At 73.8% G+C, this 15653-nt stretch carries 11 protein-coding genes and 1 pseudogene; 7 read left to right on the top strand and 5 right to left on the bottom strand.

What is annotated here, in order from left to right:
- Nucleotides 1-23 precede the first annotated feature (23 nt).
- Both ACIGEZ_RS16405 and ACIGEZ_RS16400 read right to left on the bottom strand, forming a co-directional pair.
- The gene (locus ACIGEZ_RS16405) at nt 24-1280 is read right to left on the bottom strand and encodes a protein phosphatase 2C domain-containing protein (protein ID WP_399831415.1); all 1257 of its coding nucleotides are present in this window, start codon (nt 1278-1280) and stop codon (nt 24-26) included.
- A 138-nt stretch (nt 1281-1418) separates the two neighbouring features.
- Nucleotides 1419-5195, bottom strand: a complete 3777-nt coding sequence (locus tag ACIGEZ_RS16400) for a S8 family peptidase (RefSeq protein WP_399831413.1) — start codon at nt 5193-5195, stop codon at nt 1419-1421.
- A gap of 234 nt (nt 5196-5429) precedes the next feature.
- On the opposite strand from ACIGEZ_RS16400, the gene ACIGEZ_RS16395 reads away from it, so the two are divergent.
- The 4 genes from ACIGEZ_RS16395 to ACIGEZ_RS16380 all read left to right on the top strand — a co-directional run bounded on the left by ACIGEZ_RS16395 (nt 5430) and on the right by ACIGEZ_RS16380 (nt 7965).
- Nucleotides 5430-6413: a helix-turn-helix domain-containing protein gene (locus ACIGEZ_RS16395; RefSeq protein ID WP_399831411.1), complete on the top strand. Its 984-nt coding sequence runs from the start codon at nt 5430-5432 to the stop codon at nt 6411-6413.
- 67 nt (nt 6414-6480) lie between these two features.
- Nucleotides 6481-6915, top strand: coding sequence for a hypothetical protein (locus tag ACIGEZ_RS16390; protein WP_399831409.1), 435 nt, complete (start codon nt 6481-6483; stop codon nt 6913-6915).
- 112 nt (nt 6916-7027) lie between these two features.
- Nucleotides 7028-7510, top strand: a complete 483-nt coding sequence (locus tag ACIGEZ_RS16385) for a DUF456 domain-containing protein (RefSeq protein ID WP_399831407.1) — start codon at nt 7028-7030, stop codon at nt 7508-7510.
- Nucleotides 7511-7587: 77 nt separating this feature from the next.
- Nucleotides 7588-7965 (top strand): PPOX class F420-dependent oxidoreductase, encoded by a 378-nt coding sequence (locus ACIGEZ_RS16380; protein WP_399831405.1) that lies wholly within the window; start codon nt 7588-7590, stop codon nt 7963-7965.
- 7 nt (nt 7966-7972) lie between these two features.
- Here ACIGEZ_RS16380 and ACIGEZ_RS16375 read toward each other — a convergent pair whose 3' ends face one another.
- Nucleotides 7973-9412 carry a DNA-3-methyladenine glycosylase 2 family protein gene (locus tag ACIGEZ_RS16375; RefSeq protein WP_399831403.1) on the bottom strand — a complete coding sequence of 480 codons (1440 nt, stop codon included), beginning with the start codon at nt 9410-9412 and terminating at the stop codon, nt 7973-7975.
- Nucleotides 9413-9503: 91 nt separating this feature from the next.
- The gene (gene rsgA, locus ACIGEZ_RS16370) at nt 9504-10628 is read right to left on the bottom strand and encodes a ribosome small subunit-dependent GTPase A (protein WP_399831401.1); all 1125 of its coding nucleotides are present in this window, start codon (nt 10626-10628) and stop codon (nt 9504-9506) included.
- A gap of 316 nt (nt 10629-10944) precedes the next feature.
- Here rsgA and ACIGEZ_RS16365 point away from each other — a divergent pair.
- Nucleotides 10945-11165: pseudogene (locus ACIGEZ_RS16365) on the top strand (N-acetylmuramoyl-L-alanine amidase); the annotation flags it as partial.
- Between the two features lie 20 nt (nt 11166-11185).
- On the opposite strand, the gene ACIGEZ_RS16360 reads toward ACIGEZ_RS16365, so the two are convergent.
- Complete coding sequence (locus ACIGEZ_RS16360) at nt 11186-12310, bottom strand: YihY/virulence factor BrkB family protein (protein WP_399831399.1); 1125 nt, start codon at nt 12308-12310, stop codon at nt 11186-11188.
- 17 nt (nt 12311-12327) lie between these two features.
- Between ACIGEZ_RS16360 and ACIGEZ_RS16355 the strand changes: the two genes are divergently transcribed.
- A complete protein-coding gene (locus ACIGEZ_RS16355) occupies nt 12328-14004 on the top strand; it encodes an acyl-CoA dehydrogenase family protein (RefSeq protein ID WP_399831397.1) in 1677 nt (558 codons plus the stop codon).
- Between the two features lie 294 nt (nt 14005-14298).
- Entirely contained in the window at nt 14299-15600 is a 1302-nt protein-coding gene (locus ACIGEZ_RS16350; protein WP_399831394.1) for a GAF domain-containing protein, read from the top strand.
- Nucleotides 15601-15653: the final 53 nt, after the last annotated feature.

Below are 15653 nucleotides of genomic sequence, written 5' to 3'. Positions count from 1 at the left end.
CCATCAACCCATGGGCGGAGAGGTCACGCCTCCCAGACGGCCACCGCCGTACGGTCATCGGCGTAACCGGTGACGCGCAGTTGGGTGTCGGCCAGGAAGGCGGCGAGCCCGGGCGGTTCGGCGCCGTCCCAGCGGGTGGCGAGCTCGCGGGCGAGGGCGGGTTCGCCGCGCATCGGCTCGGCCAGCCCGTGGGAGGCGAGCAGCAGGGTGTCGCCGGGGCGGGCGACGGAGGCGCGGAAGCGGAACGGTTCGGCGGGCGGGGGCAGGGGGTCCTCGACGAAGGGTCCGGGGGCGGTGGTGATGCCGAGGTCCATGGTGAACCGGTCACCGTCCTCGGTGGCCTCCGGCGTCCCGGCCACCTCGGCCGCCTCGGTCGCCTCGGCCGCCTCGGCCGTCGTCCCGGCTTTCCGCACGGGCGGGGAGCCGAAGCCGACGACGGGCGCGCCGACCGTCGCCGAGGGTTCGGGGAGCAGCGGCTCGATGTCCTGCCAGGCGCCGTCGCGGAGCCGGAAGAGACCGCCGGGGCCGATGCCGAAGAAGATCCGGGTGCGGCAGTCGGGGTCGGCGGAGAGCAGCAGGCAGCGCAGGCCGGCGGTGTACTCGTCGGGGTCGAGGCCGCGTTCGGCGGCGCGGGCGCGCAGCTTGCCGTAGGTGCGGTCGGTGAGCCGGTGGAGGCCGGACTTGAGATCGCCGCGGCGGCCGGAGCGGATGTCCTCGGAGAGCCGGACGTGGCTGCGGCCGACGGACTCGGCGATCCACTGGCAGGCGTCGGCTGCGGCGAGGTGGGCCTGTCCGGCGGCGCGCCGTCCGGCGGCGACGGCGACGAGCACGAGGGCGGCCTCGTCCTGGCCGAAGCGGGCGGTGAGCAGGGCGTCGCGCCGGGGTTCGCCGCGGAAGCGCGCGGAGTCGCCGCGGACGGAGGCGGCGCGCAGGGTGTACGCGCCGTAGCGGGCGCCGTCGAGCACGGTGTCGGCGACGAGTTCGCCGAGCTCGCCGGGCTGGGCGGCGGGCAGGGCGGTGGGCTCGGCCTCGTAGGTGGGGGGCCGGGTGCCGATGTGACCGGCGCGCGGGCGGGGGGCGGGGACCTGGACCGTGGGCGATTCGGTCGGCGGCGGTGCCTCCTGCGCGGCGGCGACCGCGTCGGCGGGCAGCTCCACGGTGGCGGTGCGGGACGCGGAGTCGTAGCGCTCGTCGAGGCTGTCAGGCGTCGGGACCGGCGCGGTGTCCGGGGCCGAGGCGTCGTAGAGCTTGTCCCACCAGTTGTCCCCCTGCTGAGTCATGCCCTTATTGTCCACCGCACAGGCCGTCAGAAACCGGGACATCCGGAAATGTGTCGCGGAAAAAGGCGTGGGGAAACGGGTGTGGTCCGCCGGGCGACCCCACCCCCCACGGGAAGGACGCCCGGCGGACCGGCGTGATCAGCGCACGTCGTAAGCGCGGACCACGGTCTGGGTGACGGAGTTGCCGTTGGCGTCCGTCAGTTCGGCCTTCAGGGTGACCTGCTTCCCGGTCGCGCCCGCGTGGTTCACGGTCGCGGTCCAGGCGTCGCCCTTCCGGGAGATGTGCGCTGCGGTCCAGGTCTCGCCACCGTCATAGGAGTACGAGAGCTTGGCCGAGGTGAGAGCGCCGGCGTGGTAGCCGGCGTGACCCGTGGCGCTGAGGCCGATCTGCTGGCCGTCGGTCGCGGCGAGGGTCTTGAGTCCGTCCTCCGGAAGGTCGTACCGGGGGAAGAGAATCGGGATGCCCTGAGAATAGACGTTCTCGTCGAGCTTGGAGGTGAATTTCCAGAGGGAGTTGACGGAGGTGGAGCGGGCCCACACCTTGCTGCCGATCTTCATGGTGTGCTGTTCGAGGGTGTACGTGCCGGGTTCGGCCGGTACCTCGAACACGCCGAACGGCCAGCCGGACTCGCCGAGCACCTCGCCGTCGCGGCTGAGCCGCAGGCCGCCGATGTCTCCGAAGGAGCCGGGCTCGGCGTGGTGGGTGTTGTCGCCCCACATGGCGTCGGCGAAGCCGATGAGGTTGCCCTGGCGCTCGGCGACGAGGACCTCCTTGCCCGTCGCGTCGCGCGGGGCGGTCGGGGCGACGACTCCGTCGTACCAGCGTTCGGTGCGGCGCTCGCCCTGGGTGTAGGCGTGCCGGGGGCCGACCATGAGCTCGCCGAAGGGGAAGCTGCTGCCGACCAGCTGCTGCCAGGTCGTGTCGCCGGGCGTGTGGTACTCGGTGCGGGTGCCGGGCGCCGGGACGGTCTCCAGGGAGCCGTAGGAGACGGCGGTGCCGTTGGGGCGGTAGGCGGCCGGGAAGTCCATGAAGTCGGTGGCGATGCCGGCCGAGCCGTAGCGGGAGTCCGTGCGGCCGAGCCGGTCGTCGCGTACCCGGTAGTCCCGCTCGTCACGGAGGGGGCCCGTCTCGGGGAAGGCGAGGTTGTAGAGGTACGGGCTCTTCGCCCTGGCCTGCCAGGCGAGGGTGACCTCGCCGGCCGCCAGCTTGCCGAGCAGGGCGGTCGCCTCGGCGGCGGGGACGGAGAGCACCGGCAGGCCGAGGCCGGTGAAGCTGCCGCCGGGGTACCAGCGGCCGGGGGCCTGGTGGTACGTGACGACCGCGACGGCGCCGGCCGCCTTGGCGTTGCGGGCGAGGGCGCCCGCGCTGGTGCTGTCGTCGGGCAGGCGGACGAGCGCGATCCGGTCCTTGACCTGGGCGGCGGCGAGTTCGTCGGGGGTGCCGGTACCCGCGTCGACGAGCCGGGCGGAGCCGGTGCCGTCGAGGTTGTCGGAGCCGGTGGAGGCGGTGAGGGGGTGCAGGAGCAGGCCGTCGCGGGTCTTCAGTTCGCGGATCTGCGGGGCGGCGGTGCGCCAGTAGCTGCCGAACTCGAAGTCGCCGTCGTCGGCGCGGCCTTCGACGGAGGCGTAGTAGCCGCGGATGGTGCGGGGACCGGCGGCGGTGCCGCTGTGCAGCCAGGTGTCGTCCCAGCTGCGGGCGAACGCGAGGGTCGCGCCGCGGACCTCGGAGGCCTTGTCGGTCCTGACCGACAGCCGGTGGGCCTTGCGGGCGTCGAGGACGACGGTGGTGTCCTTCTTCAGCTCCAGCTGCGGGCGGGCCAGGTAGCTGACCGAGTCGTTCAGCGTGGCGCCCTCGCCGGCGTCGGGGGTGGTGACGAAGGAGGAGAGGAAGTAGCTGCCGGCGCGCAGGCGGAAGACCTGGTCGGCGGCGCCCTCGTTGAAGCGGCGCTCACCGCTTGCGTCGTCGGTGCCGATGACGTCGAGCGAGGAGGAGCCGGCCGCGGGCTTTCCCTGACGGTCGGTCATCTTCACCCGGAGGGTGAGGGTCTCGGCCTCGACGTAGAGCGCGAAGGGGGTCGAGACGTGCACGCCGCCGGGGCCGGTGGCGACCACGCGACCGGTGACGTCGCCGTACTGGGCGCGCTCCAGGCGGGCGGTCGGGTCGAGCCGGAGCGGGACCCGGACGGTGGCGCCGGCGGGGACGGTGACGGTGCGGGCGCCGAGGCGGGCGACCGGGGTGCGGACGGCGGAGCCGTCGTTGCCGGTGACCTTCTCGACGGCGAGGGAGAGGGTGACGGGCTCGTCGCCGGTGTTGGTGTAGGGCACGGAGACGGTGGTGCGGTCGCTGGTGTCCTGCGGCCAGTCGAAGGTGCCGCCCTGGACGGCGGGGGCGCCGAGGACCGTCTGGTCGACGGCGGCCTTGACGTCGAGGCGGCCGCCGCCGACCTCGCGGGCGTCACCGGGGACGCCGCTGTCGGCGGAGCCGACGAGGGCGGCCTTGATCTGCTGGGCGGTCCAGTCGGGGTGGCGCTGCTTGACGATGGCGGCGGCGCCCGCGACGTGCGGGGTGGCCATCGAGGTGCCGGACATCGACTGGTAGGCGTAGACGCCCCGGCCGCCGGCCGCCGCGGCGGAGATGCCGACGCCGGGGGCGGCGATCTCCGGCTTGAGGGTGTGGGCGGCGTCGGCCGCCGGGCCGCGGCTGGAGAAGGACGCGGTGGAGTCGTCGCGGTCGGTGGCGCCGACGGTGAGGACGCTGGGCGCGCAGCCGGGCGCGGAGACGGTGTTGTTGCCCGGTCCGGAGTTGCCGGCGGCTATGACGAACAACGTGCCCTTGTTCTGGGCGAGTTGTTCGGCGGCGGCGCTCATCGGGTCGGTGCAGTCGGTCTCCGCGGGGTTGCCGAGGCTCATGGACACGACGTCGGCGCCCTGGGCGACGGCCCATTCCATGCCGGCGATGATCCACGAAGTGGCGCCGGATCCGCCGTCGTTGAGGACCTTGCCGTTGAGGAGGGCCGCGCCGGGGGCGACGCCCTTCTTCTTGCCGCCGCTGGCGGCGCCGGTGCCGCCGACGGTGGAGATGGTGTGGGTGCCGTGGCCCTGGTGGTCGTCGGCGCTGTCGGAGTCGGTGAAGTTCTGCGCGGCGACGATCCGGCCCTTGAGGTCGGGGTGGTCGGCGTCGGCGCCGGTGTCGAGGACGGCGACCCTGGTGCCGGTGCCGTCGTAGCCGGCGGCCCAGGCCTCGGGGGCGTGCACCTGGGCGGTCGAACGCTCCAGGGTGGCCTGCACCTTGCGGTCGAGCCACAGCTTCTTCAGGCCGCCCGTGGCGGAGCGGGCGGCGGGTCCTGTGACGTCGGCCCAGAAGGTGGCGGCCTGCTTCTTGTCGGCCTTGAGGGCCACGGCGTCGACGGTCTTGAGGACCTGGCCGCGGGTGGCGCCGCGCGGGGCGGCGGGGAGGGAGCGGGCGGTGGCCAGATCCGTACCGTAGACGGCGATCAGCGGCAGGGTGGTGGAGCCGGTGTCGTCGTAACCCTGGCGGATCAGTCCGGTGACGTTGAACAGCTCCTCGTCGACCCGGCCCGCGGCCAGCGCGGCGGTGGCGCCCTCGGGGTAGACGTAGAGGTCCTGGCCGGAACGGCGGGTCTGGACGAACGGCACGGTGCCGTCCTCGCGGGGCAGCGCGGCTGCGGCCGGGTTGCCGGCGGCGTCGCGGGTCACCAGGACCCGGTCGCCGGTCACGAGGGTGACCGTGGCGGGCCGCTGTCCGGCGCGGGCGGCGGCCTCGCTGCCGGTCAGCGGTCGCTTGCCGGTCGCCGGGTCGTCCTGCGGCGCTGCGGCCGCGGACGCCGCGACCGCGGTGACGGCCAGGACGGCGGCGGTCGCCGCCCCCAGGGCCGTACGCGAAATCGGGCGCATCGCTCTCCCCATCTGATTCCGGGCATGCGGGCACAAGACGCCCATGTCCGGAGGCTGTTGGTGCTGCGGTGGCGCCACATTGGCAGAGGTGAGGGTGGTGCAGGCAGGATGGGCAAGGCGGGAATGCGCCGTGGCCGATTCCCGCCAGTGCACCAACGGAACGAACGCGTCCGCCGGCCGTCCGGGGTTTGCCCCGGCTCGTCCGGGGACGTCCGGCGAGGGGTGGGGTCAGTGATGCTGGGTGCGATAGGTCTCGACGAACGGCAGGAGTCCGCGTACCGGGCCCTGGTCTCACTGGGCGCGGCGGAGGTCTCCGACCTGGCGCATCGGCTCGCGCTGCCGGAGCCCGACACCGAGCGGGCGCTGCGCCGCCTGGAGTCGCAGGGCCTGGCCGCGCAGTCCTCGGCCCGCACCGGCCGCTGGGTGGCGGCCCCGCCCGGGGTGGCACTCGGCGCACTGCTGACCCAGCAGCGGCACGAGCTGGAGCAGGCGGAGCTGGCGGCGGCGCTGCTCGCCCAGGAGTACCGCGCCGAGGCCACCGAGCCGGTCGTGCACGACCTGGTGGAGGTGGTCACCGGGGCCAGCGCCGTCACCCACCGCTTCCTCCAGCTCCAGCTCGGGGCGACGGACGAGGTGTGCGCGCTGGTGACCGGCAAGCCGATCGCGGTGTCCGGCATGGAGAACGACGCGGAGGCGCAGGCCGCCGAGCGGGGGGTGCGCTACCGGGTGGTGATCGAGCGCGAGGTGCTCACCCTGCCGTCGGGCCTGATGGAGCTGTCGGCGGCGCTGGGCCGCGAGGAGCAGATCCGGGTGGCGGACCGGGTGCCGACCAAGCTGGTGGTCGCGGACCGCTCCCTGGCGATGGTCCCGCTCACCGGCCGCGGCGCGGAGCCGGCGGCACTCGTGGTGCACGCGAGCGGCCTGCTCGAATCGCTGATGGGCCTGTTCGAGTCGGTGTGGCGCGAGGCGCTGCCGCTGCGGCTCGGCGCGGGCGCGCAGGTGACGGAGGACGAGACCCCGGGCCCCGACCCGACCGACCTGGAGATCCTCTCGCTGCTGCTCGCCGGCATGACGGACGCCAGCGTGGCCAAGCAGCTGGACCTGGGGCTCCGGACGGTGCAGCGGCGGGTGAAGGGGCTGATGGAGCTGACGGGAGTGACGACCCGGCTGCAGCTGGGCTGGCACGCGTACGAGAAGGGATGGGTGGCCCGCCTCTGAGGCGCCGGGCCGCGTATGGCAGGGTGAGCGCCCGGTTTCCCGTCCACCCTGCCCAGGAGCACGACCCATGAACGGAAGGCGCCGCCGCGCCCTGCTGGCCACCGTCACCCCGATGCTGGAGCCCGGGGAGCGGGTGGAGGTGACGACCCTGGTGAACCTGAGCTCGGTCTCGGTGGGCCGCACCGCCGCGTTCGGCGTGGCGTCGGCGATCGTGAGCGGCGGGGCGATGTCGGTGATCCCGGTGCCGACGCCGATGTACCTGGCGATGACCGACCGCCGGATGCTCGTCTTCCGGGCGGACCCGACGTTCGCGAAGCCGGTGGAGCACACGATGACGATCCAGCGGGCCGGCCTGTTCCGCTCGGAGATCAAGGAACGGATCCTCAACTCGTCCTTCGTGCTGTCGTCGCCGTACAGCGAGCGCTCACTGAAGATCATCTTCCCGCTGATCGGGCGCAAGGAGCGCGACCTGATCGCCGCCGCCCTGCCCCTGGCCGGCTGACCGGACCCGTAACTCCGCCCCCCAGTCCCTCCGCGCCCCGCCCCCGTCCCGGCATTCCTCCGTCCGTCCGCCTTGACCTGCGGGAACACCGGCGGTCCTGCACCCTTGGCAGATGGGTGTGTGGCAGCTCCTGCTGATCGCGTGTGTGATGCTGCTCGGCCTGTTCGGGGTCCTGACGCCCGGCGTGCCGGGGACGTGGCTGGTGTGGGCGGCGATGCTGTGGTGGTCGCTGCACGAGCAGACCGGGCTCGCGTGGATCCTGCTGGTGTCCTCGACGGGCCTGCTCCTCCTCACCCAGGCGGTCGTATGGCAGCTGCCGCCCCGGCGCTTCCGGGGCGTGGGGATCACCCGGCGGATGGTGGTGTACGCGGGGGTGGGCGCGTTCCTGGGCTTCTTCCTGGTCCCGGTGCTCGGCGCGATCCCCGGCTTCGTCGGCGGGATCTACCTCTCCGAGCGCCTGCGCCTCGGCGGCCACGGCCAGGCCAGGGCGGCCACCCGCACGGTGATGCGTGCTGCGGGCACGAGCGTGCTCGTCGAGCTGTTCGCCTGCCTGCTGATCGTGGGGGCGTGGGCGGGGGCGGTGATCTGGGGCTGAGGACCTAGGACTCGAATCGGCCACGGATCGGGCTCGGTGCCGATACCCGGGCGCGTGCTGCGCGTGATGCTGGGGGCATGAGGGATTTCGACGGTTTCAGCGCGGCCGAGGCCGCCTATCTGCGGACCCAGCGCCTCGCCCGGATGGCCACGGTCGACCCGTCGGGCCAGCCGCAGGCCAACCCGGTGGGGTTCTTCCCGCAGGAGGACGGCACGGTCCTGGTCGGCGGCGCGGCGATGGGCCGCACGAAGAAGTGGCGCAACCTGCAAGGCAACCCGAAGGTGGCCCTGGTCGTCGACGACCTGGCGAGCGTGCGGCCGTGGCGGGTGCGGGGCGTGGAGATCCGGGGCGAGGCCGAGCTCCTGGTCGGCTCGCACGCGCTCGGGCCCCACTTCAGCGAGGAGGTCGTACGGATCCGGCCGCGCCGCATCCACAGCTGGGGCCTTGAAGGCTAGGTCGTGGTCAGGCCCGCAGGTAGCGCGTCGCGTACGAGCGCCAGGGGCGCCATTCCGGGTGGTCGGCGCGGTCCTCCGGGGCCACGTCCGGGTCGCCGAGGGCGCGCATGCGGATGACGGCGGTGGTCCGCGGGGTCAGGCCGGGGACTGCGGCCAGGGCGGCGGCCGTCGTGGCCCGGTCGGCGCCGGGGTCCAGTCGTACGGTGCCGTCGACGAGCGCGCGGGCGAGCGGGCCGGCCAGCGGGTGGCCGGTGAGCGCGGTGGGCTCTGGGAACACATGGGTGAGGCCGCCGCAGGGGGTCTCCAGGGGCGTGCCGTGGCGCTCGACGAGCCGCGCGGCCTCCTCGGGGCCGACGACCGTCCGTACGGCGAACTCCTCCGGCTCGGCCGCGCCCGGCGAGCGGACGCCCGGCCGCGCGGCGACCTCCGCGGCGAGTACGGGGTCGGCGCCGAGGCGTTCGGCGACGGCGTACGGGTCGGCGTCGAGGTCGAGGAGGCGGCGCAGTCGCTGGACGGCGGTGGTGAGGTCGCGCAGCTCGGTGAGGTGGATGCGGGCCTCGAGCCAGCGGCCCGGGGAGCGTTCGTCGACGGAGACGATCCCGGTGCCGTACGGGAGCCGGAGGGTGCGCCGGTAGGTGCGGGCGCCGGGCTCGCCGACGACCTCCTCGATGCCGGGGACGGCCTCGGCGGCGAGCAGGTCGAAGACCTCGTCGGCCGCGTACGGGCCACGGTGGGCGAGCCGCAGCGGCACCCCGGCGAGGAGCGCGGTGCGGGAGGACGGGGAGGTGGCGGTGGCGCTGGCGGCGCCCTTGCCCATGCCCATGCCCATGCCCATGCCCTTGCCCGTCCCCGTGCCGGACTCGGTGCGCAGTTCGGTGGGGGTGCGGGCGTAGATGGCGCGGATCGTGTCGTTGAACTGGCGGACGCTGGCGAAGCCGGACGCGAAGGCGATCTCGGTGACCGGCAGGCCGGTGGTCTGCAGCAGCAGCCGGGCGGTGTGGGCCCGCTGGGCGCGGGCGAGGGCGACGGGCCCGGCGCCGAGTTCGGCGGTGAGCTGGCGCTGCACCTGCCGGGCGCTGTAGCCGAGGCGTACGGCGAGTCCGGGTACGCCCTCGCGGTCGACGACGCCGTCGCCGATCATGCGCATGGCGCGGCCGACGACGTCGGCCCGTACGTTCCATTCGGCGGAGCCGGGCACGGCGTCGGGGCGGCAGCGGCGGCAGGCCCGGAAGCCGTGGCCCTGGGCGGCCGCGGCGGTGGGGAAGAAGGTGACGTTCCGCCGCTTGGGGGTGACGGCCGGGCAGCTGGGACGGCAGTAGATCCCCGTGGTGGAGACGGCGAAGAAGAACGCGCCGTCGAAGCGGGCGTCCCGGCTGGTGACCGCCTCGTACCGGGTGTCCTCGTCGGTGGGCGGGGCGCCGACCGGGCCCGCGAGCGTGTCCGTCATGGGTTCCAGTGTGCGGGACCGCACCGGGCCCGGCTGGCGGTTTTCGGACGCCGAGCCCGGTGTGCTGTGGTCCCTCGGTCCCCCACCCGTACTACCGGACGCGCCCGCGCTTCAGGTCCATCGCCGCGCGACCCTCCGCGCCCTTGCGCTTCCAGTCCTTGAGCATCTCCGTCCGCAGGCGGGCATCGGTCTTGGCGACGAGCCGCTGGTTCTCGCGGATCAGCTTGCGGTAGCTGTCGAGGCGCCGCTCGGGCAGCGTGCCGTCCGCGATGGCGGCGGCGACGGCGCAGCCGGGCTCCGACTCGTGCGCGCAGTCGTGGAAGCGGCACTCCGCCGCGAGCTCCTCGATCTCGGCGAAGACCTGGCCGACGCCGGTCTCGGCGTCCCAGAGGCCGACGCCCCGCAGTCCGGGGGTGTCGATGAGCACGCCTCCGCCGGGCAGGACGAGGAGGTTGCGGGTGGTGGTGGTGTGCCGGCCCTTGCCGTCGACCTCGCGGGCGGCCTGGACGTCCATCACGTCCTCGCCGAGCAGGGTGTTGGCGAGGGTGGACTTGCCGGCGCCGGAGACACCGAGCAGCACGCTCGTGCCGGAGCCGGCGACGGCCTGGAGCACGTCGAGACCCTCACCGGTGAGGGAGCTGACGGGCAGCACCTGGACGCCGGGGGCGACCGTCTCGACGTCCTCGACCAGGTACGAGAGCCCGACGGGGTCGGGTACCAGGTCGGCCTTGCTGAGGACGACCAGCGGCTGGGCGCCGGACTCCCAGGCGAGGGCGAGGAAGCGCTCGATGCGGCCGAGGTCGAGCTCGGCGGCGAGCGAGACCGTGATGATGGCGTGGTCGACGTTGGCGGCGAGGATCTGCCCCTCGGACCGCTTGGACGAGGTGGAGCGGGCGAACGCGGTACGGCGGGGCAGGCAGGCCCGTACGTAGCGGGGGTCGCTGACGCCTTCGGGGTCGACGGCGGCCCAGTCGCCGGTGCAGATCACCCGCAGCGGGTCGTGCGGCGTGACGAACGAGGTGTCGGCGCGGACGATCCCGGCCTCGGTCACGAGGTCGCACTGGCCGCGGTCGACACGGACGACGCGGCCGGGCAGCAGGCCCTGTGCGGCGTACGGGGCGAACGCGGTCGCCCACTCCTCGTCCCAGCCGTAGGCGTGCAGGGAGGAGGTGGACGCGGAAGTGGTGGTGGAGAAGGAGGAGCTGGAGAAAGACAAGGGGGACCCTTCACAGGGGTGGCCCCGGCGCTGCGCGCGTACGCAGCCGATGAGAGACGTCAGCCGGTGGCCACGGAGGTGGTGTGGACGAGCATCTGGATGCGGGCAACGCCCGTCGTGACGACAGCCATCGGTCACACCTCCTGGTCGAAAGGTCCCTGCACCGCGATCTTCGCGATGCGCACACCGTAGCGGGTGCCCCCGCGGGATCGCCAAGCATTTTCCGAACGGCCACTTCCCGGTGGCCGTTGGGTGGCGGGCGCCCATCCGGAGTCCTGATCGTGCAGGGGGTGACCGGCAGCGCCGACGGATCCGGACCCTCTCGGCGTACGACCGGGCGGGCAACAAGGCCACGGCCGCCGTCACCGCCACGCCGGTGATCCTCCAGGAGACCTCGGCGGCGAAGTCCGGGACCTGGGCGGCCAGGTCGTCGACCGGTTACCTGGCCGGCAAGTCGTACCCGTCAAGGCCGCCACGGTGGACCTGAAGTCGGCCACCACCGGGTACCGCGACGCGATCGGGGCGAAGACCTGGGCGGGCGTCCGGGACGGGCCCCCTCACTCCTTCTCCCACCCCGAGTGCAAGCGCGACTTCACGTCGTCCGGCGGCAGGAACCGCGACCACCGCTCCGGGAACTCCGACGGCATGTCCGGGTCGTCCTCGTCCACGTCGTCGGCCTCAGCCCGCAGGCGGGCGACGAGGTCGGCGGCCTGGGCGGCGCGGGCGCGTTCGGTGGCCTCGCGGGCGGCGGCGGTGGCGACCGAGGGCCAGACGCGGTCGATGGCCGCGTTGACGGCCGCGCCGACCAGGACGGCGAAGGCGGAGATGCCGATCCACAGCAGGACGGCGATGGGGGCGGCGAGGGAGCCGTAGATGGTGGGGCCCTCGACCTGGCTGGTCAGGTAGATGCGGAGGAGGAAGCTGCCGAGGACCCACATGCCGAGGGCGACGAGGGCGCCGGGGATGTCCTCGATCCACGGGGAGCGGACCGGCACCGACACGTGGTAGAGCGTCGTCAGGAAGGCGACGGAGAGCAGGATGACGGCCGGCCAGTACAGGACGGAGACGACCTCCGTGCCCCAGGGCACGAGCTCGACGACCCGGTCGGGGCCGACCACCGCGAGGGGCAGGACGACGGCGCCGATGAGCAGGGCCACGATGTACAGCAGGAAGGCGAGCAGCCGGGTCTTGACGATGCCGCGGTGCCCGTCGAGGCCGTACATGACGGTGATGGTGTCGATGAACACGTTGACGGCGCGGGAGCCGGACCACAGGGCGATGGCGAAGCCGAGGGAGATGAGCTCGGGCCGTTTGCCCTCGGTGACGTCCTCCAGGAGGGGGCGGGCGATCTCGTTGACGCCGCGGTCGGAGAGGACCGTTCCGGCGGCGTGCAGGATGTTCTCCTCGATGCTGGCGACGGTGTTGGTGTTGGTCCACTCGTCGGCGTAGCCGAGGAGGGCGATCAGACCGAGCAGCAGCGGCGGCAGGGACAGCAGGGTGAAGAAGGCGGCCTCGGCGGCGAGGCCGAGGATGCGGTACTCGATGCACGAGTTGACGGTGTCTTTGAGGAGCAGCCAGACCATCTTCCGCTTCGAGACGTTGCGGTAGAGGACGCGGGCCCGGTGGAGCCTGCTCCAGGGCCGCCGCTCGGGCCGTTCGGGTGTTTCGTTTGCTGCCTGCACCTCCTTACCGTATCGGCATGGCAGCCACCACCCACACCGTGACCAACCAGGCTCCGCCCCTGGTGGGGTACGACATGTTCTCGTCCGACCCGGCCCTCGCGGAGGCCGTGCAGCGGCACCTGCCGCCGGAGGTGTCCGCGGAGGCGCGGGAGGAGCTGACGGCCTTCGGGGTCTCGGCGGGCTCGGCGCAGGCGCAGGAGTGGGGGCGGCTCGCGAACGAGTGCCCACCCCGGCTGCGGACGCACGACCGGTACGGCAACCGGATCGACGAGGTGGAGTTCCATCCCGCCTGGCACCGGCTGCTCGGGCGTGGGGTGGGGGCGGGTCTCACGGACGCGTGGGGCCGTCCGGGTGGTCATGTGCGGCGGGCCGCGGGATTCCTGCTGGCCTCGCAGGTGGAGGCGGGGCACGGCTGTCCGCTGTCGATGACGCACGCGGCGGTGCCGGCGCTGCGAGCGGATCCGGAGCTCGCCGCGGTGTGGGAGCCGTTGCTCGCCTCGCGCGTGTACGAGGAGGGGCTGCGGCCGCCGCTGGAGAAGACGGGGGTGCTGCTCGGGATGGGAATGACGGAGAAGCAGGGCGGCAGCGACGTCGGGGCGAACACGACGCGGGCGGAGCCGCTGGCGGCCGACGGGGAGTACGTCCTGACGGGGCACAAGTGGTTCTGCTCGGCCCCGATGTCGGACGGTTTCCTGGTGCTCGCGCAGGTTCCTGGGGGCGGCTCGGGTGCCGGAGGCCGCGGGGGAGGGCTCACGTGCTTCCTGGTGCCGCGGGTGCTGCCCGACGGTGCGCGCAACGCCTTCGCGATCCAGCGGCTCAAGGACAAGCTGGGCAACCGGTCGAACGCCTCGGCGGAGGTGGAGTTCGACGGGACGACGTGGGCGCGCCGGGTCGGCGAGGAGGGGCGCGGGGTCCGCACGATCATCGGGATGGTGGCGGCGACCCGGCTGGACTGTGTGCTCGGTTCGGCGGCGCTGATGCGGCAGGCGGTGGCGCAGGCCGTGCACCACGCCTCGTACCGCAGGGCGTTCGGGGGGCTGCTCGTCGACAAGCCGCTGATGCGCAACGTGCTGGCCGATCTGGCGCTGGAGTCGGAGGCGGCGACGGTGCTGGGGCTGCGGCTCGCGGCGGCGTACGACGCGGACACGGACGAGGAGCGGGCGCTGTTGCGGATCGCGGTGCCGGTGGCGAAGTTCTGGGTGACGAAGCGGTGTACGCCGGTGGTGGCGGAGGCGCTCGAGTGCCTGGGCGGCAACGGGTACGTGGAGGAGTCGGGGCTGCCGCGACTGCTGCGGGAGTCGCCGCTGAACTCCGTGTGGGAGGGCGCGGGGAACGTACAGGCGCTGGACGTGCTGCGGGCGCTGCAACGGGAGCCGGGGGCGCTGAACGCCTATCTGCGGGAGGTGGGGCTGGCCCGGGGCGCGGATCACCGCCTGGACCGGGCGATCCGGGACATGCTGGCCGAACTGGCGGACCTGGAGGGGATCGAGGCGCGGGCGCGGCGGCTCGCGGAGCGGATGGCGCGGGTGCTGCAGGGGGCGCTGCTCGTGCGCTGGGCGCCGCCGGAGGTGGCGGACGCGTTCTGCGCCTCGCGGCTCGGCGGGGACTGGGGGGCGGCGTTCGGGACGCTGCCGCACACGCTGGATCTGGCGGCGGTGGTGGAGCGGGCGCGGCCGGTGACGGAAAGGGGGTGAACGCGGGTTCGGGGAGCCCGTCGGACGGGTGAGTGGCCGCGCGTGCCAGGGGTGGACCCGAGGGGGTCGGCACGCGCGGAAAAGCCGAGGGTGGTGCTGCGCCGACACGGCACCACCCTCCGCTTCGGCTCAAGCGTCGTGGACGGGGGCGGGGGTTGCCAGAGTTGCAAGGGGTTGCAGGATTACCCGAAGCGCCCCGCGCACGGCTCGATGGAGCGGCACGATGGGCGGCAGGACCATGGCAGCGCAGAACCGATACGGCGATTCAGCACCACGGGTGGCTGGGAGGGACCGATGAACAACAGTCAGCTCGACCTGAACCGGCTGGCCGCGATGGACGCCGTCAAGGCGAGCCGGCTGCTGCACAAGGTGCGGGAGGAGACCCTGGCCGGCCGGACGCCGCCGGTGGCGCCGCGCCCGGTCATCGACGCCTCCTGGCAGCGGATGTTCCGGATCGGTCTCGACCCGGACCAGGGTACGAGCAGTGTGCTGCTGCAGCGCGACGAGCTGGAGCAGCGGCGCCGGACGACGGTGCTCGGCGAGGTGATGCGGACGCTGAGCGCGGGTCTCGCGGGGATCGCCGACGCGTCCATGCAGATCATGGTGGTGACGGACGAGCAGGGCCGGGTGCTGTGGCGGGAGGGCAATCTGGCGGTGCTGCGCCAGGCCAACGGGATCTGTCTGGAGGAGGGCGCGGCCTGGAGCGAGCAGACCACCGGGACGAACGCGGTGGGCACGGCGCTGGCGATGGGCAGGGCCGTGCAGGTGCACTCGGCCGAGCACTACGTACAGACGCTGCACAAGTGGACCTGTGCCGCGGCGCCCGTCCACGACCCGCGCGACCAGCGCCTGCTGGGGATCGTGGACGTGAGCGGACCGGCGTCCAGTTTCCATCCGGCGACGCTGGCGCTCGTCGGTTCGGTGGCGCAGCTCGCGGAGGCGGAGATGCGCCAGCGCCATCTGCGGTCGATCGAGCGGTTGCGTTCGGTGGCCGCGCCGATCCTGTGCCGGGTGGGCGGGCGGGCCATCGCGGTGGACACGCACGGCTGGACGGCGGCGGTGACCGGGATGGCGCCGGTGGACCGGCTCGCGCTGCCCAAGTCGTTCCGGGCCGGTCGGGTGTGGCTGCCGTCGCTCGGGATGTGCACGGTGGAGCCGCTGCCGGGCGGCTGGCTGCTGCGGGTGGAGGAGGAGACCGGGCCGGAGGGCGCCGCCTCGGGTGCGGCGAGCCGGGTGGTGCTCGACCTGAGCCGGCCGCGCCGCTGCACGGTGGCGGTGTCGGGGGCGGCGGGCAGCTGGTCGCAGGAGCTGAGCCCGCGCCATGCCGAGCTGCTGTACGTGCTGGCGCTGCACCCCGGGGGGCGGACGGCGGCGGAGCTGGCGCAGGACGTGTTCGGGGACCGGACGCGGACGGTGACGGTGCGGGCGGAGATGTCGCGGGTGCGGCGGAACCTGGCGGGGGTGCTCGCCCACCGGCCGTACCGCTTCAGCGAGGAGGTCGAGGTGGAGCTGGTCCGCCCGGCGCACCCGGCGGATCTGCTGCCGCAGTCGACGGCTCCGGCGGTCCTCGCGGCGCGCTCCGGCACCAGCGCGTAGCCCAGGGGGACCCCGGCCCCGCCGTTCAAGATCATCGGGTGCAGAATGTCCCG

The sequence above is a fragment of the Streptomyces sp. NPDC085481 genome, assembly GCF_044541845.1.
Classification (GTDB): domain Bacteria; phylum Actinomycetota; class Actinomycetes; order Streptomycetales; family Streptomycetaceae; genus Streptomyces.
This window is presented reverse-complemented; position numbering and strand designations above follow the sequence as displayed.

Bases quoted from the DNA above. Each gene is read 5' to 3' on its own strand.
- ACIGEZ_RS16350 (WP_399831394.1), top strand. From the start codon at position 14,299: ATGAACAACAGTCAGCTCGACCTGAACCGGCTGGCCGCGATGGACGCC.
- ACIGEZ_RS16395 (WP_399831411.1), top strand. From the start codon at position 5,430: ATGCTGGGTGCGATAGGTCTCGACGAACGGCAGGAGTCCGCGTACCGG.
- ACIGEZ_RS16375 (WP_399831403.1), bottom strand. From the start codon at position 9,412: ATGACGGACACGCTCGCGGGCCCGGTCGGCGCCCCGCCCACCGACGAG.
- ACIGEZ_RS16385 (WP_399831407.1), top strand. From the start codon at position 7,028: ATGGGTGTGTGGCAGCTCCTGCTGATCGCGTGTGTGATGCTGCTCGGC.
- ACIGEZ_RS16380 (WP_399831405.1), top strand. From the start codon at position 7,588: ATGAGGGATTTCGACGGTTTCAGCGCGGCCGAGGCCGCCTATCTGCGG.
- ACIGEZ_RS16390 (WP_399831409.1), top strand. From the start codon at position 6,481: ATGAACGGAAGGCGCCGCCGCGCCCTGCTGGCCACCGTCACCCCGATG.
- ACIGEZ_RS16400 (WP_399831413.1), bottom strand. From the start codon at position 5,195: ATGCGCCCGATTTCGCGTACGGCCCTGGGGGCGGCGACCGCCGCCGTC.
- ACIGEZ_RS16355 (WP_399831397.1), top strand. From the start codon at position 12,328: ATGGCAGCCACCACCCACACCGTGACCAACCAGGCTCCGCCCCTGGTG.
- ACIGEZ_RS16405 (WP_399831415.1), bottom strand. From the start codon at position 1,280: ATGACTCAGCAGGGGGACAACTGGTGGGACAAGCTCTACGACGCCTCG.